General features: G+C 68.4%; 16 protein-coding genes. 8 read left to right on the plus strand and 8 right to left on the minus strand.

The annotated features are described in order from the left end of the window. Positions 1-14: 14 nt before the first annotated feature. Complete coding sequence (locus ACSFCA_RS22065) at positions 15-875, minus strand: response regulator (protein ID WP_435461188.1); 861 nt, start codon at positions 873-875, stop codon at positions 15-17. A 224-nt stretch (positions 876-1,099) separates the two neighbouring features. On the opposite strand from ACSFCA_RS22065, the gene ACSFCA_RS22070 reads away from it, so the two are divergent. Genes ACSFCA_RS22070 through ACSFCA_RS22080 form a run of 3 tightly spaced genes read left to right on the plus strand, consistent with a single transcriptional unit; the run spans position 1,100 to position 13,756 of the window. Further along, entirely contained in the window at positions 1,100-9,169 is an 8,070-nt protein-coding gene (locus tag ACSFCA_RS22070) for an SdrD B-like domain-containing protein (RefSeq protein ID WP_435461189.1), read from the plus strand. Continuing rightward, positions 9,166-13,440 (plus strand): OmpA family protein, encoded by a 4,275-nt coding sequence (locus ACSFCA_RS22075; protein ID WP_435461190.1) that lies wholly within the window; start codon positions 9,166-9,168, stop codon positions 13,438-13,440. The genes ACSFCA_RS22070 and ACSFCA_RS22075 overlap by 4 nt, the downstream gene beginning before the upstream one ends. Positions 13,441-13,453: 13 nt before the next feature. Then, the gene (locus ACSFCA_RS22080; protein WP_435461191.1) at positions 13,454-13,756 is read left to right on the plus strand and encodes a hypothetical protein; all 303 of its coding nucleotides are present in this window, start codon (positions 13,454-13,456) and stop codon (positions 13,754-13,756) included. A 19-nt stretch (positions 13,757-13,775) separates the two neighbouring features. On the opposite strand, the gene ACSFCA_RS22085 is transcribed toward ACSFCA_RS22080, so the two are convergent. Then, entirely contained in the window at positions 13,776-14,786 is a 1,011-nt protein-coding gene (locus tag ACSFCA_RS22085) for a LacI family DNA-binding transcriptional regulator (protein WP_435461364.1), read from the minus strand. Between the two features lie 278 nt (positions 14,787-15,064). Here ACSFCA_RS22085 and ACSFCA_RS22090 point away from each other — a divergent pair, with 278 nt between their 5' ends. The 4 genes from ACSFCA_RS22090 to ACSFCA_RS22105 are packed head-to-tail and all read left to right on the plus strand — an operon-like array spanning position 15,065 to position 19,740. After that, positions 15,065-15,988 (plus strand): SMP-30/gluconolactonase/LRE family protein, encoded by a 924-nt coding sequence (locus tag ACSFCA_RS22090; protein WP_435461192.1) that lies wholly within the window; start codon positions 15,065-15,067, stop codon positions 15,986-15,988. Next, positions 15,985-17,511, plus strand: a complete 1,527-nt coding sequence (locus tag ACSFCA_RS22095; RefSeq protein WP_435461193.1) for a sugar ABC transporter ATP-binding protein — start codon at positions 15,985-15,987, stop codon at positions 17,509-17,511. The genes ACSFCA_RS22090 and ACSFCA_RS22095 overlap by 4 nt, the downstream gene beginning before the upstream one ends. Continuing rightward, entirely contained in the window at positions 17,508-18,596 is a 1,089-nt protein-coding gene (locus ACSFCA_RS22100; protein WP_258353424.1) for an ABC transporter permease, read from the plus strand. The genes ACSFCA_RS22095 and ACSFCA_RS22100 overlap by 4 nt, the downstream gene beginning before the upstream one ends. A 28-nt stretch (positions 18,597-18,624) precedes the next feature. Further along, complete coding sequence (locus ACSFCA_RS22105; protein WP_258353425.1) at positions 18,625-19,740, plus strand: ABC transporter substrate-binding protein; 1,116 nt, start codon at positions 18,625-18,627, stop codon at positions 19,738-19,740. A 36-nt stretch (positions 19,741-19,776) separates the two neighbouring features. On the opposite strand, the gene ACSFCA_RS22110 is transcribed toward ACSFCA_RS22105, so the two are convergent. The 3 genes from ACSFCA_RS22110 to ACSFCA_RS22120 form a co-directional block, all read right to left on the minus strand. Beyond that, positions 19,777-20,721, minus strand: coding sequence for an alkaline phosphatase D family protein (locus ACSFCA_RS22110; protein ID WP_435461194.1), 945 nt, complete (start codon positions 20,719-20,721; stop codon positions 19,777-19,779). Positions 20,722-20,837: 116 nt separating this feature from the next. Then, positions 20,838-21,239: a phage holin family protein gene (locus ACSFCA_RS22115; protein ID WP_093058600.1), complete on the minus strand. Its 402-nt coding sequence runs from the start codon at positions 21,237-21,239 to the stop codon at positions 20,838-20,840. Next, entirely contained in the window at positions 21,233-21,631 is a 399-nt protein-coding gene (locus tag ACSFCA_RS22120) for a VOC family protein (RefSeq protein ID WP_435461195.1), read from the minus strand. Before ACSFCA_RS22120 ends, ACSFCA_RS22115 begins: the two co-directional genes overlap by 7 nt. A gap of 101 nt (positions 21,632-21,732) precedes the next feature. On the opposite strand from ACSFCA_RS22120, the gene shkS reads away from it, so the two are divergent. Beyond that, complete coding sequence (gene shkS / locus ACSFCA_RS22125) at positions 21,733-23,148, plus strand: surface-behavior sensor histidine kinase ShkS (protein ID WP_093058602.1); 1,416 nt, start codon at positions 21,733-21,735, stop codon at positions 23,146-23,148. A gap of 63 nt (positions 23,149-23,211) precedes the next feature. On the opposite strand, the gene ACSFCA_RS22130 is transcribed toward shkS, so the two are convergent. The 3 genes from ACSFCA_RS22130 to ACSFCA_RS22140 all read right to left on the minus strand — a co-directional run bounded on the left by ACSFCA_RS22130 (position 23,212) and on the right by ACSFCA_RS22140 (position 25,908). Next, positions 23,212-23,814, minus strand: a complete 603-nt coding sequence (locus tag ACSFCA_RS22130) for a LuxR C-terminal-related transcriptional regulator (RefSeq protein WP_093058637.1) — start codon at positions 23,812-23,814, stop codon at positions 23,212-23,214. 74 nt (positions 23,815-23,888) lie between these two features. Further along, entirely contained in the window at positions 23,889-25,220 is a 1,332-nt protein-coding gene (locus tag ACSFCA_RS22135; RefSeq protein WP_435461196.1) for a tryptophan--tRNA ligase, read from the minus strand. Positions 25,221-25,236: 16 nt separating this feature from the next. Further along, positions 25,237-25,908, minus strand: coding sequence for a site-2 protease family protein (locus tag ACSFCA_RS22140; RefSeq protein ID WP_258353429.1), 672 nt, complete (start codon positions 25,906-25,908; stop codon positions 25,237-25,239). Between the last annotated feature and the right edge of the window lie 32 nt (positions 25,909-25,940).

Below are 25,940 nucleotides of genomic sequence, written 5' to 3' on the forward strand. Positions count from 1 at the left end.
TTCTCAACGCCGCATCAGGCCGATGGCACCGATGGCACCGATGGCGGAGAGGTCGTGGTGGCAGGCGCCTGGCGAAACGCCGTGGGCGTGCAGCCAAAGCGCTCGCGGAATGCGGTCGAGAAGTTGGCCGCGCTGGAGAAGCCCACGGCCAGCGCGACTTCTTCCACGCTGAGCGCCGACTCCGCAAGCAGCCGCTGCGCTTCGGCAAGGCGTGCCTCGCGTGCGAACTCGAACACCGTGCGGCCCGTCTGTTCGCGGAACACGCGCGACAGCCGCTTCTCGTGCGTGCCCACGCGCGCCGCCAGCTCGGGCAGGGCGGGCACGTTCGCCAGGTCGGCGCGCACCAGGCGTTCGACGGCCTGCGCGAGCACGCGGTCGGTGTGGTCGGCGCCCGGGGTGCTGGTGCCGCATTCCCGTTTCGCGTTTTCCACTGCGCTCTCGGCCTGCGCGATGCAGGCCTGCGCCTGTTGCCGGCTGCTTGACAGTGCAAGGTGCACGGCCACGCGCGCCAGCACTTCCGCGGGCTCGAAGGGCTTCAGGATGTAGTCGACCGCGCCTTCGCGCAGGCCGGTGAGCCGCTCCTGCACCGAGCTCGACGAGGTCACGAAGATCACAGGAATGCGCGTCGTCGCGCGGTCGGCCTTCAGCAGCCGGCAGGTCGCGAAGCCGTCGGTGGCGCCCATGCGCACGTCCAGCAGTATCAGGTCGGGCTGCAGCGCCGTGGCCCTGCGGTAGCCCTCCAGCGCGTTGAACGCCAGGCTGATGCGGTGCCCGGCTTCGCGCAGCACTCCCAGCAGCAACTGCAGTTCTTCGACGTTGTCGTCGATGACGAGGATGTGCGCGCGCCGGGGCGGCGTGGTCGACCAGTAAGACATGGGCGTCGAGCGTAGGAGTGCGTCGCCGAAACGCTGTGTGATTTAGTTCACATTATGTTGCATTCGTAAACAAATGTCATTAACAGCAAAGCTTTTGTCCTGAATGCCAAAAGTGCACTGGTGAGTGGGGTCCAAGAATCGCGCCCTTTCCGGAGCACCCCGCCGCATCGAGCGGCGACAAAAGAAACGGTGCCCGGTCCATCAGAGCAATCACGAGGGACGGGATGTTCAGGACCCCAACGAATCTGTCGCACGCGTCGGCGCGTCGCGACGTGCCTTCCAACGCCGCGCGCTTGCGCCGCTGCCTGACGCGCGTGGCCGCGCCTCTGGCGGGGCTGCTGTTCGCCGCGGCCGCGCATGCCGTGCCGCAGGTGTCGAGCCTGGTTCATTCGCCCGACATCCTTCCCGCCGGCGGCACGGTGACCAGCACCGTCACCATCGCCGAGACCGACAGCCTGCCGATCGGCGCGCCGGGCGCCTCGTTCACCTACACGATCCCCGCGAACAGCATCTACATGGGCACCGGCGCGGTTCCTGTGGGCAGCTGCTCGGCCGACGTGGTTGTAGGCGCAGCCGGCCCGGGCACGCTGACCTGTTCGGGCATCACGCTCGGCGCCAACCAGCTGCGCGACTTCCAGGTGCTGCTGCGCACGGTCAGCCAGGGCACGCTGAGCGTCACCGCCGCGATCAGCGGGGGCAGCTCGAGCGAAACCAAGATCATCACGGTGAACCAGGGCGCCGACGTGTCGGTGGCCATCAGCGCGCCGGCCACCGCGCCGAGCGGCAGCACGGTGCCGATCGTCTTCACGCTCACCAACAACGGCCCCGACACCAGCTCGGGCTCGACGCTGACCTATTCCATTCCCACGGGCCTGTCGGTGTCGGGCTCCGGCCTGCCTTCGGGCTGCTCGATCAGCGGCAGCCTGCTGACCTGCAACGTGCCGGCCACGCCAGCCACCCCGGGCAGCAACACGCGCACATTCACCGTCAACGGCGTGGTCACCGCGGGCGCGGGCTCCACCATCACGCACCAGCCGGCCGTGGCGTCGGCGGGTTCGATCGGCGATGGCGTTTCCACCAACAACAGCGCCACCGCCAACACCACCGTGACGGCGGGCTATGTGCTCGCGCTCGCCAAGAGCCATGACGGCGGCCAGCTGCTGGTGGGGCAGCGCTTCAACTTCCGGCTGAGCCCGAGCTTCAGCGGCACCGCTCCCACTGGCGTCACGCTGAGCGACACGCTGCCGGCCAACTTCACGATCCAGCCGCCGGTCAACCCGGCCACCGGCTGGAGCTGCTCGGTCAGCGGCCAGACGGTGAGCTGCACGCGCACCGACATCGGCGGCACCGGCGGCGCCAACGTGGCGCTCGGCGACATCCTCGTTCCCGTGATCGCCTCGTCTGCCGGCACCGGCGTCGTCAACCAGGCCACCGTGAGCGCGACCGGGCCCATCGCCAACTCCGCCACGGGCAGCGTGCCCGCCGACGTGGCGGTCTCCGCCACCGACTTCCGCGCCGACAAGCGCCGTGGCTGGCCGCAGAACAACGTGCCGCTGGGCCAGGCCTTCGACTACCAGGTCGGCAGCACCAACCTCGGCAGCACGCGCCTGCTGGCGGGCAGCACCATCCAGCTGGTGGACGACCTGCCGGCCGGCGTGCAGATCAACAGCGTCACGCAGCGCGACGGTTACACCTGCACGGTGACCCAGGGCGGCACTACCGTCGTCCCGACGCCCGCCACGCCGGTGCCCGGCCCCGCGACCGTGACCTGCACGCGCACGCTCGCCACCGACATCGATGTCGACCTGTCGAACGGTGCCAGCGCGCGCAACGGCGGCTACATCATCGTGAACGCCACCATCCCGGCGCTGCCGTCGGGCGGCGGCCAGATCGTCAACAGGATGTGCGTGAACGTGGCGTTGCCCGCGAGCGCGCCCACGCTCGGCACCGACCCGGACGCCAACACCGGCAACGACTGCGTGAACCTCGGCACCGGCGTGGACGACACAGCCACCGCCGCCGACGTGAAGGTGCTCAAGCGCGTGGTGGGCATCGGCGACAGCGCCGGCAACCGCCAGATCGCGGGCCAGCCCGTGACCTGGGAAATCGAGGTGGTCAACACCGGTCCTTCCGAAGCACAGAACGTGGTCGTCACCGACAGCTTCGCGCAGGTGATCGGCGCCGGCAACGTTACGCAGACGCCCAACGGCGGCACCTTCGCCGGCACCTGCGCGCTGCCGGCCAACGGCGGCGGCTTCGGCCAGGCATCGCTGTCCAACTGCACGCTGTCGACCCTGCCGGTCTGCCGCGCGAGCACCGACGCCGCCAGCGCGCTGCCGCTGTGCCCGGTGATACGCGTCGTCGCGTCACACTACGGCGACGGCCGCTCGGCCACCGACCACGGCTTCGAGATCAACAACACGGCCAACGCCCTGGCGGTCACGCCGGCCGACCCGAACCTGGCCAACAACGACGGCAGCACCATTGCTTACCTGGTGGCGCGCAGCGACGTGACGGTCACCAAGTCGGCCAGCCCGGCCTCGGTGCCGGTCGGCCAGCTGCTCACCTACACACTGACCGTCGTCAACCGCAACGTACCGAACAGCCTGAGCCGTGCGTATGCCGTGAGCGTGACCGACACGTTGCCGGCCAACCTGATGTTCCTCACGGCCGTCGCCTCCGGCGGAGGTACTTGCGGTACGACGCCGGTCACCACGCAGCCCACGGGCACCGGCACCACCAACAACCAGCTCGTGTGCAGCTGGAACTCGCTCAACCGCAATGTGCAGCAGACCGTCACGGTGCGCGTGCGGCCGCTGTACGCGCTCAACGGCACCGCGGTGACCAACGGCGCGCACGTTGCCACCGACACGCCCGAGCTGCTCACCACCAACAACGACGCCACCGTGCCCGCGACCGTTACCGCGCCGGTGTACGACCTGGTCGTGACCAAGCGCGACGACGCCGACCCGGTGAACGTGGGCGACGACGTGGGCTACACCATCACCGTGTCGAACAACAGCGCGTCGACCGCGGAAGACGTGCGCCTGATCGACACGCTGCCGTTGCCCGGCCCCGGCGGCGAGACACCGCCCACGCTGGTGTCGGTGAGCATTCCGTCGAATGCCCCGGCGGGCACCAGCTTCGCGCTGGCCGGCGGCGCGGCCGTCGGCTCTGCCGGCGGGCAGATCGTGTTCACCATCCCGACGCTGGGCGGCACGGGCCCCACGTCTACAGGCGAGCTCAGTTCGCTGCAGTTCCGCGTGGTGCTCAGGGGCACGTCGCGCGGCACTTTCCAGAACAACGCGAAGGTCGACTTCTTCGACGCCACGCGCAACGCCTTCGACACCGCGCAGGGCAACAACGCGGTGGCAGAGAACACCACCTTCCGCTTCAAGGCCGACGTACAGGTGGTCTCCAAGGCCGCCGTCACGACCGGCACCGCCACGCCGCTGGCCACCGTGTCGTCGGCCCAGACCTTCGACTGGCTCGTGCAGCTGCGCAACAACGGCCCCGACAGCGCCGAGACCACCAGCTTCACCGACACGCTGCCCGCGCCGCTGGTGCTGACGGGTACGCCGGTGTTCACCGTCACGAGCGGCGCCTTCACGCCCGCCGCGCCCACCTGCACCGGCGTTGCCGGCGGCACCGCCGTGAGCTGTGCCATCACCTCGATGCCGGCCAACGGCACGGCCACCGTGCGCATTCCGGTGCGCTTCAGCGGCGCGGCGCCAGCCAACGGCACCGTGCTCACGAACCGCGCGCACATCGTCACCACCGGCTCGGGCGACACCAACGGCGGCGCCGATCCGGACGCCGGCAACAACTTCAACGACGGCCAGGTCACGGTGCAGAACAGCGCGCTGTCCGGCCGCGTGTACGAAGACCTGAACGGCAACGGCCTGATCGACAGCGGCGAGCCCGGCATCGCCGGCGTCACCATGCGCCTGAGCGGCACCGACAGCGCGGGCAACGCGGTCGTCATGACCACCACCACCGATGCCAACGGCAACTGGGGCTTTACCGTGCCCGCAGGCACCTACAGCGTGGTGGAAGACCAGCCCGCGGCCTACCAGCCCGGCATCACGCGCGCGGGCACCGTCAGCGGCGTGGGCAGCACGGCAGGCACCGTGCCGCCCGGCACCAGCAACGGCCCGAACGGCTCCAATGCCAACCGCATCGACAACATCGTGCTCGGCACGGGCGGTGCTTCCACTGCCAACAACTTCGGTGAAGTGCGCGCGTCCAGCCTGGCCGGCCGCGTCTACCAGGACGCCGACTACAACAACGCCGCCAGCGCGGGCGACCCCGGCATCGCCGGCGTGACCGTCACGCTCACCGGCACCGACATGTTCGGCAACCCGGTGTCGCTGACCACCACCACGGCCGCGACCACCGGCAACTACGCCTTCAACAACCTCACGCCCGGCAACTACACGCTGACCGAAACGCAGCCCGCGGCCTTCGCCGATGGCAGCGACGCGGCCGGCACCGCAGGCGGCACCGCAGGCAACGACGTGGTGAGCGCGATCGCGCTGCGCTCCAACGTCACGGGTACCGGCTACGACTTCGGCGAGCTGCTCACCCGCATCACGACGCGGGTGTTCGTCGACGCCAACAACGACGGCGTGCCGCAGGCCGGCGACACCGGCATCCCGAACGTCGAGCTGCGCCTCACGGGCACCGACGCCGCGGGCAACGCGGTGAATATCCTGGCCGTGCCCACCGGCACGGTCGGCGGCTACGAGTTCCGCAACGTGCCCCCGTCGGGCGCGGGCGGCTACACCATCACCGAGACGCAGCCGGCCAACTACGCGCCGGGCAAGGCCAACAACAACGGCCAACCCGGCACGCCGCAAGGCGGCGGCAACGTCATCACCGGCGTGACCGTCTCGGGCACCAGCGTGCCGACCACGCAGGGCGAGTACTGGTTCGGCGAGCTGCTGCCCGGCGGTATCTCGGGCCGCGTGTACTACGACCGCGACGGCAGCGGCGCGCAGGGCGCGCCGGCCACCGAACCGGGCCTGGCGGGCGTGACGATCACGCTCACGGGCACCGACGTCAACGGCCAGACGGTGTCGCGCACCACCATCACCGACGCCAGCGGCGACTACAGCTTTCCGAACCTCGCGCCCGGCAGCTACACCGTGACCGAGACGCGGCCCACGGGCTACCTGCCCGGCATCACGCGCGCCGGCAACGTCAGCGGCGCAGGCAGCACGCCTGGTGCCGTGCCAACCGGCGGAACCGGCGTGACCAACGGCCCCAACGGCTCGACGGCCAACGTCATCCAGAACATCGTGCTCGGCGCCGCGGGCGCGGGCTCGGCCGGCAACAACTTCTCGGCCGTGAAGCCGGCCAGCCTCTCGGGCTACGTGTATGCCGACGTGGCGCCGTCCAACGGCACCAAGGACAGCGGCGAGCCCGGCATCGCCGGCACCACCGTGCGCGTGACCGGCACCGACTTCCAGGGCAACGCCGTCGATCGCACGGTGCAGACCGCTGCGGACGGCCGCTACCTGGTCGACGCGCTGACGCCCGGCACCTACCAGATCGACGAGACGCAACCCGCCGGCGTGGCCGACGGCCCCGAGTCGCTCGGCACCGTGGGCGGCGCCGCGCGCGGCACCGTCAACCCCGGCGGCACCAACGACCGCTTCGGCGGCCTCGCGCTGGTGTCGGAAGACGTGGGCATCGACTACAACTTCGGCGAGCGCGGCGGCCAGATTGCCGGCTGGGTGTACGTCGACACCAACAACGACGGCGTTCGCCAGCCCACCGAGGTCGGCATTGCCGGCGTGACGCTCACGCTCACCGGCCGCTCGGCCAGCGGCCTGGTGGTGAACGCCACCGTGGTCACCGACGCCAGCGGCCGCTACGTCTTCACCGGCCTGCTGCCGGCCGACGCCGCGGGCTACACCATCCGCGAGACGCAGCCCGTGACGTATGCCGACGGCCTCGACGCCGTGGGCACGCTCGAGGGCACGGCCAGCGGCACGCTGGGCAACGACGTCATCGGCGCCATTGCGTACCGCGGCGGCAACGGCGACAACTACAACTTCGGCGAACGCGGCGCATCGCTGGCGGGCACCGTCTACAACGACGCCAACCGCAACGGCACGCGCGAGCCGCAAGACTTGCCGATCCCGGGCGTGACCATCACGCTCACCGGCACCGATGCCGCGGGCCAGCCGGTGACGCGCACCGCCGTCACCGACGCCAACGGCCGCTACGAACTGCCCGGCCTGCCCTTGCCCGGCAGCGGCGGCTACACCGTCACCGAGACGCAGCCCACCGGCTACGACGAAGGCATTGCCGTGCCCGGCACGCTGGGCGGCACCGCGCAGGGACCGAACCAGATCCGCGTGAACTTCACTGGCCTGGACGCCCACGGCACCGGCTACGACTTCAACGAGCACAGCAACCAGCCCGCCTCGCTCACAGGCACCGTGTGGTTCGACCAGAACCACAACCGCACTCGCGAGTCGGGCGAGGGCCAGGGCGAAGGCTGGACGGTCGAGCTGCTGCGCTGCGCCGACGGCGGCAACGCCTGCGCGGAAACCGCGGCCACCGTGCTCTACACCGTGACCACGAGCGCCAACGGCAGCTACCGCTTCGGCGACCTCGTGCCCGGCGAATACCGCGTGCGCTTCCGCGCGCCTGACGGCCGCGTCGTGGGCGGCGTGTGGCCGACCGACGCGTCGCAGAACGGCGCGAGCGGACCGTATCCCACGCCCGCCGCGAGCGATCCGCGCTTCACCATCAAGGTGCGCGTGAACGCAGGCGCCAACGTGCAGAAGCAAGACCTGCCGTACGACCCGGGCGGCGTGGTGTACGACAGCGTCAGCGGCACGCCGGTGCCGGGCGCCGTGGTGCGCCTGGTCGGCCCGCCCGGCTTCGACCCCGCGCAGCACCTGCTGGACGGGCGCGACAGCTACACGACCGGCCCCAACGGCTACTACGACTTCTTCCTGCTGCCGGGCGCGCCGGCCGGCGACTACCGCCTGGCCATCACGCCGCCGGGCGCCTACCTGCCGTCGTCGATGTACCCGGCCGCGGCCGGCGCGCTGGGCACGCAGTCGTGCGCGGCGCCGGCCAACGGCCCGGCACCCGCGCAGACCAACCCCTGCGTGGTGAGCCCGGGCGCGGCGCTGGTCACCGGCGCGGGCTACTACCTGCTGTTCAAGATGCCGGGTGGCGGCGGCCAGCACGTGGTGGCCAACAACATCCCGCTCGACCCGTCGGACGCCACGCTCATCGAGCTGCGCAAGACGACATCGAAGCTCACCGTGAAGAAGGGCGAGCTGCTGCCGTACCGCATCACGGCGCGCAACACGCGCGGCAACCCCGTGCCGGGCGTGGCCGTGGTCGACACGCTGCCGCCGGGCTTCCGCTACATCCAGGGCTCGCTCACCGTGCGCACCATGCCCGGCGGCGTGGCACTGCCGCTGGTGCCGCAGATCAACGGCCGCCAGGTCGTGGTGCCCGGCCAGAACTTCGCGCCCAACGAGACCAAGGAATACCTGATGGTCGCGGGCGTGGGGGTCGGCGTGGGCGAGGGCGAGTTCGTCAACCAGGTCGTCGCCCTGCAGGGCGTGGGCGGCCGAACGCTGTCGAACCTTGCCACGGCCACCGTGCGCGTGGTGCCCGATGCGCTGTTCGACTGCACCGACGTGATCGGCAAGGTCTACGACGACAAGAACGCCAACGGCTACCAGGACGACGGTGAACCGGGCCTGGCCAACGTGCGCATCGCAACGGTCAACGGCGTGCTGGCCACCACCGACGCCGAAGGCCGCTACCACATCGCCTGCGCCGCCATTCCGAAGGAAGGCACCGGCAGCAACCTGGTGCTCAAGCTCGACGAGCGCACGCTGCCCTCGGGCTATCGCACCACCAGCGAGAACCCGGCGGCCGAGCGCGCCACGCGCGGCAAGGTGCTGAAGATCAACTTCGGCGCCACCGTGCACCGCGTGGTGCGGCTCGCGCTGCAGGGTGCGGCCTTCGAAGACGGCAACAGCTCACTGCGCGCCGGCTTCGCGGGCGAACTCGACCGCACCGTGAGCGTGCTGGCCGAGAAGACGGCAGTGCTGCGGCTGGCCTACAAGGCCGCGCCGGGCGAGCCCGCATCGCTGGGCCGTCAGCGCACCGACGCGGTGAAGGCCGCGGTGCTCGCGCGCTGGAAGCAGCTTGGCGAACAACGCGCCGGGCGCAACGAGCCGCCGCTTTTCAACCTGGACATCGAGGTCGAGCTGGTGCCTGCCACCGCCGCCTCGGACGAGGCGAAGCCATGACCCGCCCACAGACACCGAACCCGATCCAGCGAGCCAACATGAGAAGAAGAAAGACGCTTCCGAAGCGCATGGCCCTTGCAGGTGCCGTGACCGCCGCCTGCCTGAACATGGGGCTGGCCGCCGCGCAGGAGACCGCGGTGCGCGGCCGCATGCTCGACCAGGCCACGGCCGACCCGCGCGCCGTGGATATCGACGGCGCACGTCGCCTGCCGCGCAGCAGCGAGCGCGAGCTGCCGAAGGCGACCTTCGTGCTCGGCGATGCGGTCGAGCCCCGCGCGGCGACGGCCGCCGTGGCCGCATCGCCCAACGAGCGCAGCGACACCAGCACGCCGCATTTCGATTCCGGTGCAGACGGCCTGCTGCCCGCCGACCGCGCGCAGCTCGACCGCATCGCCGACCAGGTGAAGGGCCGCGACGGCCTGCGCTTCGAGATCGTCGGCCACACCGATACGCAGCCCCTGAGCGCGAAGTCGCGCGAGCGCTTCGCCGACAACCACGCGCTGGGCCTGGCCCGCGCGCAGCAGGCCGGTCGCTACCTCACGCAGCGCCTGGGCTTGCCGGAGGCCGCGGCCTCCGCAACTTCGCGCGGCCCCGACGCACCCGTGGCCACTCCCGCCGCCGACCCCGGCAACTGGGCCGCCAACAGGCGCGTGGAAGTGCGCGTGTACTGGCGCGATGCAATCGTGGCACCGTCACCCGCACCGGCCGACCCCGGTGTGTGTCGCACCTTCACCGCCTTCGGCACCGACGACGCGCCGCTGCGCCTGAGCGTGGACGGCCAGCTGCTGTCCGCCGACGGCAAGCTCCCGTCCGCCGAAGGCACGACGAGTGCCGATCGCCAGCGCTGCGTCGACGTGCAGCTCGAGCGCAACCAGCTGCGCCTGCAATACGACAACCTCTCGCAGCCGCGCCGCCTGAGCGCCAGCGCCTGGCCCACCACCGTGGTGGCGGGCGACACCGTGCGCTTTGCCGGCTACAGCAACTACCTGCTGTTCACCAGCAAGGCGGAGCTGCGCGTGTTCACCGCCAACGACGTGATGCAGCGCCGCCTGGTCGCAACCGTGCCGCTGGACGCCGCATTGCGCGGCGAATGGCAGGTGCCCGAAGGGCTGCTGAACCGCCTCGCCGAAGGCGCGAGCGGCAAGCTGTACTACCGCGTGCGCGTGTACGACCGCCAGGGCCGCTTCGACGAAACCGACGACCTCTCGCTCACGCTGGCCCAGCGCCACAAGCCCGAGACCGGCACGCCGCCCGATCCGGCGCGCGAGCTGCTGCGCGGCTATGGCCAGAACAACATCGCCATTGCCAACATTCCGTTGAGCGCCGGCACCGTTACCGCCAGCGGCGCGGCCATTCGCCCCGGCGAGAGCGTGCGCGCGCTCGGCTTTGCGGTGCCGGTGGACGAAAGCGGCCGCTTCGTGTTCCAGCAGCTGGTGCCGCGCCGCGTGCAAACCGGCGAGATCGCCGTTACCGACGCGCAGGGCGCCACGCGTGCCTACCGCCGCGACTTCGAACTGCCCGCGAGCGACTGGTTCTTCGTGGGCCAGGCTGACCTCACCGTGGGCAGCAACAGCGTGAGCGGCCCGGCCGCGATCATGACCAACGACAAGAACCGCTACGGCGGTGGCGGCTGGAGCGAAGGCCGCATCGCCGGCTACGCCAAGGGCCAGCTCAACGACCGCTGGACGCTCACGGCCAGCGTCGACACTGAAGAACGCCCGCTGAAGGAACTGTTCCGCAACCTCGACCGCAAGGACCCGACCTCGCTGTTCCGCCGGTTCGACCCCGAGGACTCGTGGAGCACCTTCGGCGACGACTCCACCACCATCGAAGACGCGCCCACGCAGGGCCGCTTCTACCTGCGCGTGGACGACGGCCGCTCGCAGGCCATGTGGGGCAACTTCAAGCTCAATTTCGGTGACACCGAACTCACCCGCGTGAGCCGCGGCCTCTACGGCTTTCATGGCCGCTACCTGGGCGAGGAGTCGACCGCCTTCGGCGAGGCGCGCCTGAAGGTCGACGCCTTCGCGGCCGAGCCCGGCACGCTGGCAGCGCGCGAGGAATTCCGCGGCACTGGCGGCTCGCTCTACTACCTGCGCAACCAGGACATCACGCGCGGCGCCGAACGCGTGACGCTGGAGATCCGCGACCGCGACTCCGGCTTCGTGCTCAAGCGCACGCAGCTCGTGCCGAGCTCCGACTACGAGATCGACTACCTGCAGGGCCGCGTGCTGCTGTCGGCGCCGCTGCCCAGTCTGTCGGACGACGGCTCGCTGGTGCGCGCCGGCGGCTTCACCGGCATGCCGACCTACCTGGTGGTGGACTACGAATACACGCCGCTGACCTCCTCGCCCGACACGCTCGCCGTGGGCGGCCGCGTGTCGTGGTGGGCCAACGACCACGTGGGCGTGGGCGTGACCGCGTCGAGGCAGGACCAGATCGGCGGCGACCAGCGCCTGGCCGGCGCCGACATCACGCTGCGCAAGACCGAGAACACCTACTTCAAGGGCGAGTTCGCGCGCAGCAAGGGCCCGGGCACCAGCCAGCTCGACTCGCTGGACGGCGGCTTCAGCTTCACGGGGCGCAACGGTGCCATCGGCAATACGCTGGGCAACGGACCCACCGGCAACGCCAACGCATGGCGCCTCGAAGGCCAGGCCGATCTGGGCGACTTCGACATCCGCGGCGGCGGGCGCGTGAGTGCCTACGCGCAGTCGCGCGACGCCGGCTTCTCGGCGCCGGGCCAGTACGCGAGCAACGCCACGCGCCAGACCGGCGTGCAGGCCACCGTGCCCTTCGGCGAGAAGGGCCAGAGCGGAGCGGGCGAGCTGCGCCTGAAGGCCGACCGCCGCGACGAGCGCGACGGCTACAACAGCAGCGTGCTCGACGCGCAGTACGCCCTGACCCTGTCGCCCGAGTGGAAGCTCGGCCTCGGCCTGCGCTACGACGACAAGACCGGCGACGCGCTCATCACCAGCCCGTCGTTGCCGACCACGCAGGCGGTGTCGGGCGAGCGCGCCGATGCGGCCGTGCAGCTCGAATACACCGGCAGCGACCGCTGGAGCGCCTACGGTTTTGCGCAGAAGACGCTGCGGCGCACCGGCACGCGGCTGGAGAACGACCGGCTGGGCTTCGGCGGGCGCTACCGCGTCAACGACAAGCTCGCGCTGCGCGGAGAGGTCTCCACCGGCGACGGCGGACTGGCCGGCAAGGCTGGCGTCGACTACCAGTACGACGACCGCTCCAACCTCTACATGACCTACGTGGCCGACACCGGCCGCACCGACGAGAACCTCATCGGCCGCGGCGGCAGCCTCGTGACCGGCGTGCGCTCCCGCGTGGGCGACGGCCTGACCATGTTCACCGAGCACCGCCAGGCCACCGGCACGCAGCCGGGCCTCACGCATGCCTACGGCGTGCAGTACGCGCCCGACACGCGCTGGACCTTCGGCGTCAACTTCGAGAACGGCTGGATCGGCGCCGAGACCCTGGGCGCCACGCGCCGCGAGGCGGTGGCCTTCACCACCGGCTATTCGAGCGAGCGCATGAAGTACAGCGGCGGCCTCGAATACCGCAAGGACCGCACCACGGCCGAGACGCGCACCAGCTGGCTGGTGAAGAACTCCTTCAGCTGGAAGGTGGACGACGACGCGCGCTGGGTCGGCAAGTTCAACTGGGCCGACAGCGACAGCACCACCGGCACGCTGGCCGCCGCCAAGTACACCGAAGCCATGCTCGGCTACGCACTGCGCCCGGCGCTGAACGACCGGCTCAACCTGCTCTTCAAGTACACCTACCTGTACGACCTGTCGTCGCCGGGGCAGGTGGTGTCGAGCGGTGTCGACTCGAGCCTGGGCACCGTGTCGACCACCGGCATCGACTACCAGCAGCGCAGCCACGTGTTCGCGATCGACGCCACCTACGACATCGACCCGCGCTGGACCATCGGCGGCAAGTACGCCTGGCGCCGCGGCGAACTGCGTGCGAGCCGCGACAACTCGTCGCCGTGGTTCAAGAGCTCGGCCGAACTCGCCGTGCTGCGCGTCGACTGGAAGCTGGTGCGCAACTGGGACTGGATGCTCGAGTGGCGCACGCTGCGCGCCAAGGAACTCAAGGACCGCAAGAGCGGCTGGGTCACCGCCGCGTACTACCACGTCAACGAGAACCTGAAGGTGGGCGTGGGCTACAACTTCACTGACTACTCCGACAACCTCACCGACATGAGCTACCGCAGCAAGGGGTGGTTCCTGAACGTGCTCGGCAAGTTCTGACGAAGCCCGTGCCATGCGCGAAGGACACGACATGCCCATCACGGTTCCGCTGGTCGACATCGCGCAGGCGCTGGCGCGGGCGGGCTGCCCCGGCAACCGTTGCGACCGCTACCGGCTCTACGAGGAGTGGGCGCGCGATTTTCAGGCCGACTTCGAGGCCCGCACCGCGGCCGGCCGCAAGCCGGAGCGCACCTACCTGCACGACGTGACGGCCTTCGCGTTGCGCCGGGCGGCGGCCTACGGGTTCGACGCGCGCTGCGAGGACTTCGGCGCACGGCTGTGCAGCGAGGCACGGCTGGTTGCCGGCGTTCGCTGACCCTGGAAGAACCCGGTACCTAGGAGCTTTCGCGCTGCTCGATGCGGAACGGGATCAACACTGTCTCCGCAGGCGGCCGATGGCCCTCGCGCGCACCGTCGATCACGCGCAGCAGCAGTTCGCCCGCCGCCTTGCCGATGCCCACGCAATCCACCGCCACGGTGGTGATGCGCGGATGGCAGGCACGCGCCACTTCGAAGTCACCGAAGCCCGCAATCGCGATGCGGCCCGGCACGTTCCAGCCTCGGCGCTGGCATTCCATCAGCGCGCCGAAGGCCGAGAGGTCTGACACGCAGATCACCGCATCCACGTCGGGCCACTGACGCACCAGCTGCACCACCGCCTCGCCGCCTTGCGCCATCGAGATCGGCGGCTGGCCGAAGCTGATGACGCGGCCGTCGGGCAGCCCGAGTTCGCGAATTGCCTCCGCGTAACCGCGCTGACGGTCCGCGCCGCGCGTGTCGCGGTTCGATGTGCCGCCGATGAAGGCGATTCGCCGGTAGCCCTTGCCGTGCAGGTGGCGCACCATCGCGGCCGCAGCCTGCGCGTTCGAGAAGCCGACCGTGTGTTCGATGGGCGTGACGGGCAGGTCCCAGGTCTCGACCACCGGTACGCCGGCGGCCTGCAGCATCGAGCGCGCGGCGGGCGTGTGCGAGCCGCCCGTGAGGATCACGCCTTCGGGCCGGCGCGCGAGCATGGCGCGCAGCAGGCGCTCTTCTGTTTCCACGCGGTAGTCGGTGTAGCCCAGCAGCAGTTGCAGGCCGCGTGCTTCCACCGCCGCGGTGATGCCCTGCGCGGTTTCCGAGAAGTTGGAGTTGTTGAGCGACGGAATCAGCACCGCGATGAAGCCCGAGCGCTTGCTGGAGAAGGTGCGTGCCGTCTGGTCGATGACGTAGCCCATCTCCTCGCAGGCCTGCAGGATGCGCTGGCGCAGCGCCTCGGAGGTCACGCGGTCGCTGCTCGCGCCGCGGTTGAGCGCGCGCGACACCGTCATCTTCGACACACCGACGCGCGCGGCCACGTCGGCCATCGTCGCGGGGCGGGTGAGGGGGGCGGCAGCAGCGGTGGCTTTGTTTGGAGGCAAGGGCTTCTTTCTCTCTCGGAAATGCGGGTTCGAGGATATGCGACGCGGGGTCAGATACCGATAACATGCAAATCGCCGATTTAGGTATGTAAAGAATACAGCGATTGATTCTTTTACAAGAATGAAAAATAGCGCAATCAGCGTACGGGAAAAGCCTAAGTTACCGGTATCTTTTACGGTGCCACACTGCGAGCCCCAAGTTCAGGGAAACCAGCGCCGTGGCCATGACCATCGAAGTCTTCGATTCCCGTTTTGCCCCCGTGGCCCGCGATGCCGGCCCGCTCGAGCGCCTGTGCACCGGCGCCGCCTGGAGCGAAGGCCCGGTGTGGATACGCGAAGACGGCGCGGTGCTGTGGAGCGACATTCCCAACAACCGCATGCTGCGCTGGCATGCCGAAGGCGGCATGAGCGTGTGGCGCGAGGGCGCGGAGTTCACCAACGGCCACACCCGCGAGGCCGACGGCGCTTTGCTGCATTGCTCACACGGCCAGCGCGCCATCGTGCGCACGCGCTTCGGCCCGGGCCTGCTGCCGCTGGCCGACGAGGTGGTGATCGACCGCTATCAGGGCCGCCGGCTCAACTCGCCCAACGACATCGTCGTGAAGCGCGACGGCAGCATCTGGTTCACCGATCCGCCGTACGGCATCGTGTCCGACCATGAAGGGCACAAGGCCCAGAGCGAACTGGGCCGCAACCATGTGTTCCGCTTCGACCCCGCAAGCGGCGCGTTGCGCTCGGTGAGCGATTTCGTCGAAGAGCCCAACGGGCTGGCCTTCTCGCCCGACGAAAGCATCCTCTATGTGAGCGACACATCGGCCGCCTTGCGCACCGACGGCTCGGGGCATCACCATATCGTCGCCTTCGAGGTGATCGGCGGGCAGGACCTTGCCAGCCCGCGCGTGTTCGCGGTCGTGAACCCGGGGCTTGCGGACGGCTTTCGCGTCGACGTGCACGGCTTCGTCTACACGAGCAGCGCCGACAGCGTACAGGTCTATCACCCTGACGGCACGCGCATGGCGCGCATTGCGGTGCCGGAGAAGGTGGGCAACCTGACCTTCGGTGGCAATGACGGCAACGAGCTGTTCGTGTGCGCCTCGACATCGCTCTACCGCATTCGCCTGAACACCCGCGGGGCGGTGCGCGCATGAGCACCGCTTCTGCCTTGCTGCAGTTCCAGGGCATCAGCAAACGCTTCGGCGGCACGCAGGCGGTCGACAACGTCACGCTCGACGTGCGCGCCGGAGAAATCCTCGCGCTGCTCGGCGAGAACGGTGCGGGCAAGTCCACGCTCATCAAGCTGCTCGCGGGTATCTATCCCGCGGACCAGGGCGAGATTCTTTTCGACGGCCGACCGCAAGCCGACTGGCGGCGCAGCGACCGGCGCGAGCAGCCGGTTGCGTTCATCCACCAGGACCTGGGCCTTGTCGAATGGATGACGGTTGCCGAGAACGTGGGCCTGGGCACCGGTTATCCGTGCCGCTTCGGCCTCATCGACTGGTCCGCCGCGAACGACACGGCGCGCCGCGTGATGGCGCGCGTGGGCTGCGACATCGATCCAGGCCGCCGCGTGTTCTCGCTCACGCGCGCCGAGAAGTCGCTGCTGGCCATCGGCCGCGCGCTTGAAGTGAAGGCGCGGCTGCTGGTGCTCGACGAGCCCTCGGCCAGCCTTCCGATGAGCGACGTGGAGCGCATGTTCGGCGTGCTGCGCGAATTGCGCCGGCAGGGCATGGCAATGCTGTACGTGTCGCACCGGCTCGACGAGGTGATGGCCATTTCCGACCGCGCGGCCGTGATGCGCGACGGCAAGCTGGTGGCGGTGAAGGACACGGCGCAGACGAACGAGGGCGAACTCGTCGGGCTGATCGTGGGCAAGGCGCTGTCGGCTTCGGTGCAGAAGGCGAAGGCACCTGAACCCGGGAGCGGCGAGCCTGTGCTGCAGCTCGACGGCGCGGCCAGCGGCAACGCCGGCCCGTTGAGCCTCGACGTGCACCGCGGCGAAGTGCTGGGCCTCGTCGGCCTGCGCGGCGCGGGCCACGAGGCCATCAGCCGCGCGATCTTCGGCCGCGAGCCGCTGTCGGCCGGCCGCATGCGACTGCTCGGCAACGCATGCGCCTTCACGTGTTCCGCCGACGCCATTCGCGCCGGCGTGGCCTACGTTGCCGGCGAGCGCCTTGAAGAAAACCTTGCCGGTTCGATGACCGTGCTGGAGAACCTCTTTCCCAACGCCGCATTGCATGGCGACCGCGGCCTTGCCTTCGACCGCCCGCGCCGGGAGAACGACCAGGCACTCGCGCTCATCCGGCGCTTCGACGTCAATCCGCCCGCGCCGTCCGCCGAAGTGCAGCAGCTCTCCGGCGGCAACCAGCAGAAGGTGGTGCTGGCGCGCTGGTTCCACCTGGACAAGCCGCTGGTAGTGCTCGAAGAACCCACCGCAGGCGTGGACGTTGGCGCCAAGCGGCAGATCTACGGCGTGCTGCGTGAGCGCGCCGAGGCCGGCACGGCGCTGGTCGTCGTCTCCACCGACTTCGAGGAAATCGCGACCGTGTGTACCCGCGTGCTCGTGTTCCGCGACGGCCTGATCGCGGCCGAACTCACGGGCGACGCGATCACGGTCGAAAAGCTATTGGCATTGGCAGCAGGCGCGGCAACGCGCGAGGAGATTCACGCATGAGCAGTTCCATCCGGTCCACGGCGCTGGAGCCCGACAAGTCCCTCGACGGCGAGGCCATTTCCCTTGCGCAGAGCATCGGCCGCGCGATGCCGGTCTACGGGCTCGTGGTGCTGATGGTGGCGCTGGCGCTGCTGTTCTCGGTGCTGCTGCCCGACACCTTTCCGACGCTGTTCAACCTGCGCGCGATCCTGGCCGACAAGTCGGTGATTGCACTGCTGGCACTGGCCGCGACCATCCCGATGATCACCGGCAAGATCGATCTCACGGTGGGCTACGGCATTGTGCTGTGGCACATCCTCGCGATCAGCCTGCAGACGCAGCTCGGCCTGCCGTGGCCGGCGGCAGTGCTGGTGGTACTGGCGTGCGCGGCGCTGTTCGGCGTGCTCAACGGACTGCTGGTCGAACTGGCGCAGATCGATTCGTTCATCGCCACGCTGGGTACGGGCACCGTGATCTACGCGGTGGCCATGTGGCACAGCGGCGGGCGGCAGGTGGTGGGCGAGTTGCCCGACGGTTTTGTCGGCATCGCGGGCGGCAACCTGCTGGGGCTGCCGGTGGGCGCGTTCTATGTGCTTGCGGTGAGCGTCACGCTGTGGGTCGTCACCGAGTTCACGCCGCTGGGCCGCGCGCTGTACGTGATTGGCGCGAACCCGAAGGCGGCGCAGCTCAACGGCATTTCGGTGCGCAGGCATGTGATGGGCGCGTTCGTCGCGTCGGGGCTGCTGTCGGGCTTTGCGGGCGTGCTGCTGGCTTCGCGGCTGCAGATCGGGCAGGCGAGCGTGGGGCTCGAATTCCTGCTGCCTGCGCTGGTGGGTGCGTTCCTTGGTTCGACCACCATCCGGCCCGGTCGCGTGAACGTGTGGGGCACGCTGGTTGGCGTGGCGATTCTTGCCATCGGCATCTCGGGCATCCAGCAGTTCGGCGGCGCCTTCTATGTGGAGCCGCTTTTCAACGGCCTGACGCTGCTGGTGTCCATCGGCATCGCGGGCTGGGCGCAGCAGCGGCGCAACCGTTCGATCAAGCGGCGCATTGCCGAGCGGCAGCTCGATCACGCGCAACCCGTTCCCTCAACGCCGTCGGAATGACGGTTCATCACAACGACTGGAGACAAGCATGAAGAAGAGTGTTCCCGCACGCACCGTCGCCGCTGCCGTGCTGGCCCTGTGCGCCGCCACGCTGGCACCCAAGGCCATGGCCGATGACTTTCTCGATGCTGCGAAGAAGAAGGTCGAGATCGCGACCATGACCAAGGAAAAGTGGGACGGCCCCACCACCGGCCCCAAGGCCAGCGCCGGAAAGACCATCGTCTTCGTCGCGGGCGACATGAAGAACGGCGGCATCGTCGGCGTCAGCAAGGGCGTGGAAGAAGCAGCCCGCGCCATCGGCTGGACGGTGCGCGTCATCGACGGGCAGGGCACCGTGAGCGGGCGCACCGCCGCGCTCAATCAGGCGCTGGCCGTCAAGCCCGCGGGCATCGTGGTCGGCGGCTTCGACACCACCGAGCAGAAGGCTGCGTTCGCGGGCGCCGCGAAGTCGGGCATTCCGCTGGTCGGCTGGCACTCGGGCGAGCAGCCGGGCCCGAACGACAAGGCGGGCCTGTACGCCAACGTGACCACCGTGACCGACGACGTGGCCGACGTCGCCGCCTCGTGGGTGGTGGCCGATTCGGGCGGCAAGGCCGGCGTGGTGATCTTCACCGACTCGCAGTACGCCATTGCGCTGTACAAGGCGCGCGCCATGGAGGCCGTCATCAAGAAGTGCGGCGGCTGCACCGTGCTGAGCTTCGAGGACAGCCCCATCGCCGAAAGCTCCACCCGCATGCCGCAGCTCACCACCTCGCTGCTGCAGCGCTTCGGCGACAAGTGGACGCACTCGCTGGCCATCAACGACCTGTACTTCGACTTCATGGGCCCCTCGCTCACGGCGGCAGGCAAGAAGGGCGACGGTTCGCCCAAGGCCGTGTCGGCCGGCGACGGCTCCGAGGCTGCCTACCAGCGCATCCGCACGCAGCGCTTCCAGGCCGGTACCGTGCCGGAGCCGCTGAACATGCAGGGCTGGCAGATCGTGGACGAACTCAACCGCGCCTTCGCCAAGGAGAAGTGGTCGGGCTACGTGCCCAAGGTGCACCTTGTGACGGTGGGCAATGTGGGCAAGGACGGCGGGCCGAAGAACGTGTTCGACCCGGACAACGGCTATCGCACGCAGTACAAGACCGTGTGGGGCAAGTAACTGCCGCAAGGGTGCCGAGAGGCACCCCAGGTGCCTTCATCGGATCTCCTTGTGCACGAAGGTGGTGTTGTCGATGACGTTGTGCCTCTCGAGCCCGCGCTTGTTGAACAGCTTGATGTCGGTGCTCGCTGGCGAGTATTCGAGGATGCCGAAGTTCTCGCGTTCGCCGGTGTAGTAGTACTTGGTGACGAAGGCGCCCGAGGAGACGACCTCGAACATTTTCGTCTCGCCGGCTGGCGGCAGGAACGCGTTCTCGTGGATGTCGCCGGTCAGGAAGATCACGTTGCGCTTGTAGATGATTTCGCGGAATTTCGCGTAGTCGTCTCGGTAGCGCATCCAGCCGTTGCCGGTTGCGCGGATCGGCATGCCGGCGCAGATCAGCACGTAGCCTTGCTCGTTGGCCAGTTCCTGCTTGAGATAGTCGAGCTGCTTCTGCCCGAGCAACGGGCTCGCGTCGCCGGGGTCTTTGCTGTACCAGCGGGTGTCGAGAAAGATCGCCCTGCCGACGCGCTGCTGCTGGTGCATCAGGGGCACCGAGTAGTAGATGCCGTCGGTCTTGGGGTCGAGGTGCGCGGGGTTGCGCAGCTGCTCGATCTCCATGTATTTGGTGAACAGCCGGCGGGTTTCCTGCTTCACCGGCGCCTTGACGTCCGAGCCGTGCGCGTTGTTCCAGGCAAAGTCGTGGTCGTCCCAGGTGCCGTACACGCCGCCGCCGTTGTCCTGCCGCTGGCGCAGCGCGGTTCGCAGCGCCTTGAAATTCGGCACGTTCCATTGCGCTTCGTACTTTCCCTGCATCACGTCGGCGAACTTGGCGGCGTCCCACTTGGACGGTTCGCCAAGTTTGGGAAAGAAATCCATGTAGATCTGGTCGCCCAGCAGGAACAGGTAGTCCGGCTGCTCCTGCGCAATGCGGTCCCAGACATGCTGGTAGCCGCCGGGGCCGGACTCGAAGTTCATGCACGACGTGAAGGCGATCTTCATGGGGCTCCTCATTCACCGGTCTGTATGCCGGGTGAGGCGGATCATAGGCAGCCCTTGCGCGTTGTCTCTCCGCAAAACATGGGATGGCGCCGTGTGCTCAGGCGTGCGCGCTCAGTTCAGAGCCAGTTGCCGCTTTGCGGCATCTGCACCTTCTCGGCCGGGTCGTCGCTGGTCACGAACGAGCCGATGGCGATGCTCAGCAGCGAGATGAAGATGCTTGCGAACAGCGCGGTCCAGAAGCCCGACACCTTGAAGCCCTTCACCAGTGCCGCCACCAGCAGGATCATCAGCGCGTTGATGACCAGCAGGAACAGCCCGAAGGTCACCAGCGTCAGCGGCAGCGTGAGCACGATCAGCAGCGGCTTGACGACGGCGTTGGCCAGGCCCAGCAGCAGCGCCGAGACCACCAGCGCGCCGGTGCTGTCGAACTTGAGTCCGCGAAACAGGTGGCTGGCCACCCACAGCGAGATGGCGGTAATGGCCCAGTGGATGAGGAAGGGGGTCAGGTTGTTCAGCATGGGTTTGGTGTGTGGCAGCAGATGCAGAGTTTGTTTCCGTCCGGATCGCGGAAGTAGGCGCCATAGTAGTCCGGGTGGTAGTGCGGCCTGAGGCCGGGCGGGCCTTCGCACACGCCGCCATGCGCGAGGGCGGTGGCATGGGCGCGGTCCACCGTGGCCCGGTCGGCGGCCATCAGCGCCACCATCTGTCCGTTGCCGGGCGAAGCGGCTTGGTCGTCGTACGGGGTACCCACCAGGAAGAGCGGGCGGGGCGCATCAGGGCTTTGCCAACCGGCCCAGGGCTTGCCGTCATCGCGAAACCTCAGCTTGAGGCCCAGCTCATTCATGAGCGCCGAATAGAAGGAGAAGGCGCGCTCGAAGTCGTTCGCGCCGATGTAGACGTGAGACAGCATGCGAGTGAATTCTTCCTGGTTAGCCTTTGAATTGTTGAGCGTTGTTTTCGATTGTCACCCCGGGAAACAATTGCGGGCTGGCCGTTAAGATCGCCGCTCTTATGGCCAACGCGTCTATCGCCAGCATGACCCCCGCCCCGGCTTCGGCCGACGAGGCCGAATCGTGGGTGCGCGGCGAGCTCATCCGCAGCCTGATGCGCTCCGCGCGGGGCTCGTATTTTGTCTCGGCCGCGCTCATGCCCGCGATGGTCGGCCTGAACTGGGCCTACGTGCCCCGGTGGGAGCTGCTCACATGGCTCGTGGCCGGCCTCATCGCCACCGCGTGCCGCGCATGGGGCGCGCGGGTCTATGCGGTGCGCTATGCCGGGCGCAGCGCGGCGGCGCAGCAGCAGTTCACCGAGCGCTACGGCTTCGTCTGGAGCACCAGCGCGGTGGTGTGGGGGCTATCGGTGCTGCTGTTCTTCGAGCGCACGCCGCAGGTCAACCAGTTCATGAGCTGGCTCATCGTGGCCGGCGTGGGCACCTTCCCGCTCAACGGGCTGGCGCTGCATCCGCCGCTGCTCAAGCGCTACGTCAACACGCTGTTCATCACGATGCTGGGCGCGGTGGTGATCCGCCTGGCGTCGATCGCGCTGCACCATCCGCAGTTCCAGTACGGCTACCTGATGCCCATCCTGCCGATCCTTCACTGGTTCCTGCTGCTGCGGGCGGGGCGGCACATTCACGAGACAGCGCGCAACAGCCTGGAGCTGCTGTTCCACAACCACATCCTGATCAAGTCGCTGACCCAGCAGCGGCAGGCGGCGGTGTCGGCCGTGGCCATGAAGAACCGTTTCCTGGCCAGCGCCGCGCACGACATGCGCCAGCCGGTGCTGGCACTTTCGTTGTACGCCGACTGGCTGCGCAACGAGCCGGAGCTGGTGCTGGAGCTCGCACCGAAGATCGTGCGCGCCACGCATGCGGTGAACGCGCTGTTCGACTCGATGTTCGACCTGGCACGCATCGACTCGGGCCAGGTGCGCCTGCACGTGGAGCGGGTCGATGTGCCCGAGCTGCTGCACGACCTCGAGCTGCAATACCGCCCGGTGGCCGAGAGCCGTGGGCTGGACTTCCGCGTGCACGTGTGCGAGGGCTCGTTCCTGACCGACCCGATCCGCGTGCGCCGCATGATCGGCAACCTGCTAGCCAACGCCATCAAGTACACGGCCGAAGGCGGCGTGCTGCTGGCCGCGCGGCAGACACGCGACGGCCTGCGCGTGGAAGTGTGGGACACCGGCATCGGCATCGCGCCCGAGCACTTGCGCGACGTGTTCCTGGAGTTCTACAAGGTGGCGGACCATGCCGGCACCTCCGACGGCTTCGGCCTGGGCCTTGCCATCGTCGCGCGGTTGTCGCACGTGCTGGGCCACCCCGTCAGCGTGCGTTCGCGCCTGGGCAGCGGCAGCGTGTTCCGCGTGGCGCTGCACGACGCCGATGAAGCGGTAGCGCAAGCCCGCGTGAGCGCCTCGGGCGGCTGAGCGCCACATAAAAAACCGCGCACAGGGCGCGGTTCTGGAGGTCGTCAGGCTCGCCGGCGGGAATCAGCCCGACAGCAAGCCGTTGGTGCGCGCGTAGTGCAGAGCCTGCGTGCGGCTCTTCACGCCGAGCCTGCGGAACAGGCGCCACAGGTGCACCTTCACCGTGTGCTCGCTGATCTCCAGGTCGGTGGCGATGTCGCGGTTGCTCATGCCCTTGTCGAGCATGGCGATCAGCTGCGTCTGCCGCTTCGACAGCTTGCCGCTGTTGGCGGCTGGCATTTCGTCGGCTTCATCTTCCGAGCCTGCCATCAGCAGGCCGCGCAAGGCAGCGGCCAGCTCGTTGGAACTGGCCGACTTCTCGATATAGGTGTCTGCGCCGGCTTCGATGCAGGCGTCCTCCATGTCCGCGGAAGGTGCTGCCGAATACACGGCAATGGGCACGTTCGGATAGACCTGCTTGACCGCGATCACGCCCGACACGCCATTGGTGTCCGGGAGCTTCAGGTCCAGGCAGAAGAGGGTGGGCGCACCACGCTGCTGCACCGAGCTCGCGAGCTTGTCGAGGCGCTCGAGCTCGACGATGTTCTCGGCCGGACGCAATCGCCGCAAGACCATCACGATCGCGTCGCGCATCAGGGGGTGGTCGTCGATGACATAAATGCTCATGTTTTCTTCCTTTGTGATCGCACCGTCTTCTCTCTTCCTGCTCATCGGCGGATAAGCCGATGGGCTTTGCCGGATCAACTCCCGCTTGTTGTGGGTGTTGCCTCCGTCAGGGCCTCCAGCGCCTCGGTGACGGCGCGTGTTCCTTCTGTGTCGATGGGTTCCAGCTGGCTGGCCAGCGTGGTCAATGCTTCGCCGCGCTGCGCCTGCAAGATCGCGATGGTACGGCCCGCTTCCTGCGGCGACGTGAATCCACGGCTTTGCAGCAGGGTTTCGCCGCGCGCATCCAACAGCTTGAAATAGAAAAGCCCGTCCGCCTTTTCGCGGTACTGCTTGAAACTTGGCTTCGCGACCTTGGCCGCCTTGGCTGCGCCCTTGTCCTTGCCGGCCGCGAGATTGCGCAGGCCGACCGCGTGGCGCAGGCTGGCCATGAACGGCTTCGACAGGGCTTGCGCCTTCCCGGCGCCGACGAGCAGCGTGCGCTCGATCTGCGCCGGGTCGTTCATGAGCGCGTCGTAGCGCGCGCGCAGCGGCGCCACTTCATGGTCGATGCGCTCGAACAGCAACTGCTTGGCATCGCCCCAACTAATGCCATTAGCGTACTCCTTGCGCAGCGACTCGGTTTCTTCGGCGCTGGCAAAGGCCTGGTAGATCTGGAACAGGGCCGAGCCCTCGGTGTCCTTCGGCTCGCCGGGGGCGCGCGAGTCGGTCACGATGCTGGAGATCTGCTTTTGCAGCTGCGCGCGCGGCGCGAACAGCGGGATCGTGTTGCCGTAGCTCTTGCTCATCTTGCGGCCGTCGAGGCCGGGCAGGGTGGCAACGGCGTCGTCGATCTCGGCTTCGGGCAGCGTGAAGTGATCGCCGTACAGGTGGTTGAAGCGCTGCGCCATGTCGCGCGCCATCTCGATGTGCTGCACCTGGTCGCGGCCCACGGGCACCTTGTGGGCGTTGAACATCAGGATGTCCGCGCCCATGAGCACCGGGTACATGAAGAGGCCGGCCGTCACATCGGCGTCGGGGTCCTCGCCCTTGGCCACGTTCTTGTCGAGCTGCGCTTTGTATGCATGTGCGCGGTTGAGCACGCCCTTGCCGGTGACGCAGGTGAGGAACCAGGTCAGCTCGGGGATCTCGACGATGTCCGACTGGCGATAGAAGGTGACGCGCTCGGGGTCGAGCCCGCAGGCCAGCCAGCTGGCGGCGATCTCGAGCGTGGAGCGCTGGATGAGTGCCGGCTCCTGCACCTTGATGAGCGCGTGGTAGTCGGCCAGGAAGAAGAAGCTCTGCACACCGGGCGCGACGCTTTGCCGCACCGAATGGCGGATCGAACCGACGTAGTTGCCGAGGTGCGGCGTGCCCGACGGCGTGATGCCGGTCAGGACGCGCAGGGGAGCTTGAGGAGACGAAGCCATGGGACGAAGAGGGAACTTAGCGCAGCAAAGCCACGAGCGGAATGAGGAACGTATTGATGATGGCGTAGCCCGCAGCCATCAGCGGCTGCAGCCAGAGCTTGCCGAGGACTCCGGCCAGCACCAGCGCCATCACGATGAAGAAGCCGTAGGGCTCGATGCGCGCAAGAAAGTTTGGCACTGGTCCATTCGGCAGCAACCCGACGAGGATGCGGCCGCCATCGAGCGGTGGCAAGGGGAACAGGTTGAAGGCCCACATCACGAGGTTGACCAGCACGCCACCCTGCGCCATCTGTACGAAGAAAGGTTCGTCGATGCCCGCAGCGCGTAGCAGAACGAAGAGGATGGCCCATATGAGTGCCATCACGAAGTTCGCGGCCGGCGCTGACAGCGACACCCAGAGCAGATCCCGCTTCGGATTGCGCAGGTTGCTCGGATCGAACGGAATCGGCTTGGCATAGCCAAACAGCAACGCACCTGAGGTCGCAAAGTACAGCACCAGCGGGATCAGCAGCGTGCCGATGGGATCGATGTGCTTGATCGGGTTGAGTGTGAGCCGGCCCATCATGGCTGCCGTCTGATCGCCGAAGTGGCTTGCCACGCGGCCCCGGACCACGGCGGGCACCGTAATGGCGAACAGCACCGGCAGCGCCAGGATCAGGACGGTTTGAATCTGACTTGAAATATCCACTGGGCGATTGTGTCAGACGGGAGTGGTTCTCA

This window comes from Variovorax multivorans (genome assembly GCF_051216835.1).
GTDB lineage: Bacteria > Pseudomonadota > Gammaproteobacteria > Burkholderiales > Burkholderiaceae_C > Variovorax.

Coding starts and splice junctions, on each gene's coding strand:
- ACSFCA_RS22065 (WP_435461188.1), bottom strand. CDS start 875: ATGTCTTACTGGTCGACCACGCCGCCCCGGCGCGCGCACATCCTCGTC.
- ACSFCA_RS22070 (WP_435461189.1), top strand. CDS start 1,100: ATGTTCAGGACCCCAACGAATCTGTCGCACGCGTCGGCGCGTCGCGAC.
- ACSFCA_RS22075 (WP_435461190.1), top strand. CDS start 9,166: ATGACCCGCCCACAGACACCGAACCCGATCCAGCGAGCCAACATGAGA.
- ACSFCA_RS22080 (WP_435461191.1), top strand. CDS start 13,454: ATGCGCGAAGGACACGACATGCCCATCACGGTTCCGCTGGTCGACATC.
- ACSFCA_RS22085 (WP_435461364.1), bottom strand. CDS start 14,786: ATGGCCGACGTGGCCGCGCGCGTCGGTGTGTCGAAGATGACGGTGTCG.
- ACSFCA_RS22090 (WP_435461192.1), top strand. CDS start 15,065: ATGACCATCGAAGTCTTCGATTCCCGTTTTGCCCCCGTGGCCCGCGAT.
- ACSFCA_RS22095 (WP_435461193.1), top strand. CDS start 15,985: ATGAGCACCGCTTCTGCCTTGCTGCAGTTCCAGGGCATCAGCAAACGC.
- ACSFCA_RS22100 (WP_258353424.1), top strand. CDS start 17,508: ATGAGCAGTTCCATCCGGTCCACGGCGCTGGAGCCCGACAAGTCCCTC.
- ACSFCA_RS22105 (WP_258353425.1), top strand. CDS start 18,625: ATGAAGAAGAGTGTTCCCGCACGCACCGTCGCCGCTGCCGTGCTGGCC.
- ACSFCA_RS22110 (WP_435461194.1), bottom strand. CDS start 20,721: ATGAAGATCGCCTTCACGTCGTGCATGAACTTCGAGTCCGGCCCCGGC.
- ACSFCA_RS22115 (WP_093058600.1), bottom strand. CDS start 21,239: ATGCTGAACAACCTGACCCCCTTCCTCATCCACTGGGCCATTACCGCC.
- ACSFCA_RS22120 (WP_435461195.1), bottom strand. CDS start 21,631: ATGCTGTCTCACGTCTACATCGGCGCGAACGACTTCGAGCGCGCCTTC.
- shkS (WP_093058602.1), top strand. CDS start 21,733: ATGGCCAACGCGTCTATCGCCAGCATGACCCCCGCCCCGGCTTCGGCC.
- ACSFCA_RS22130 (WP_093058637.1), bottom strand. CDS start 23,814: ATGAGCATTTATGTCATCGACGACCACCCCCTGATGCGCGACGCGATC.
- ACSFCA_RS22135 (WP_435461196.1), bottom strand. CDS start 25,220: ATGGCTTCGTCTCCTCAAGCTCCCCTGCGCGTCCTGACCGGCATCACG.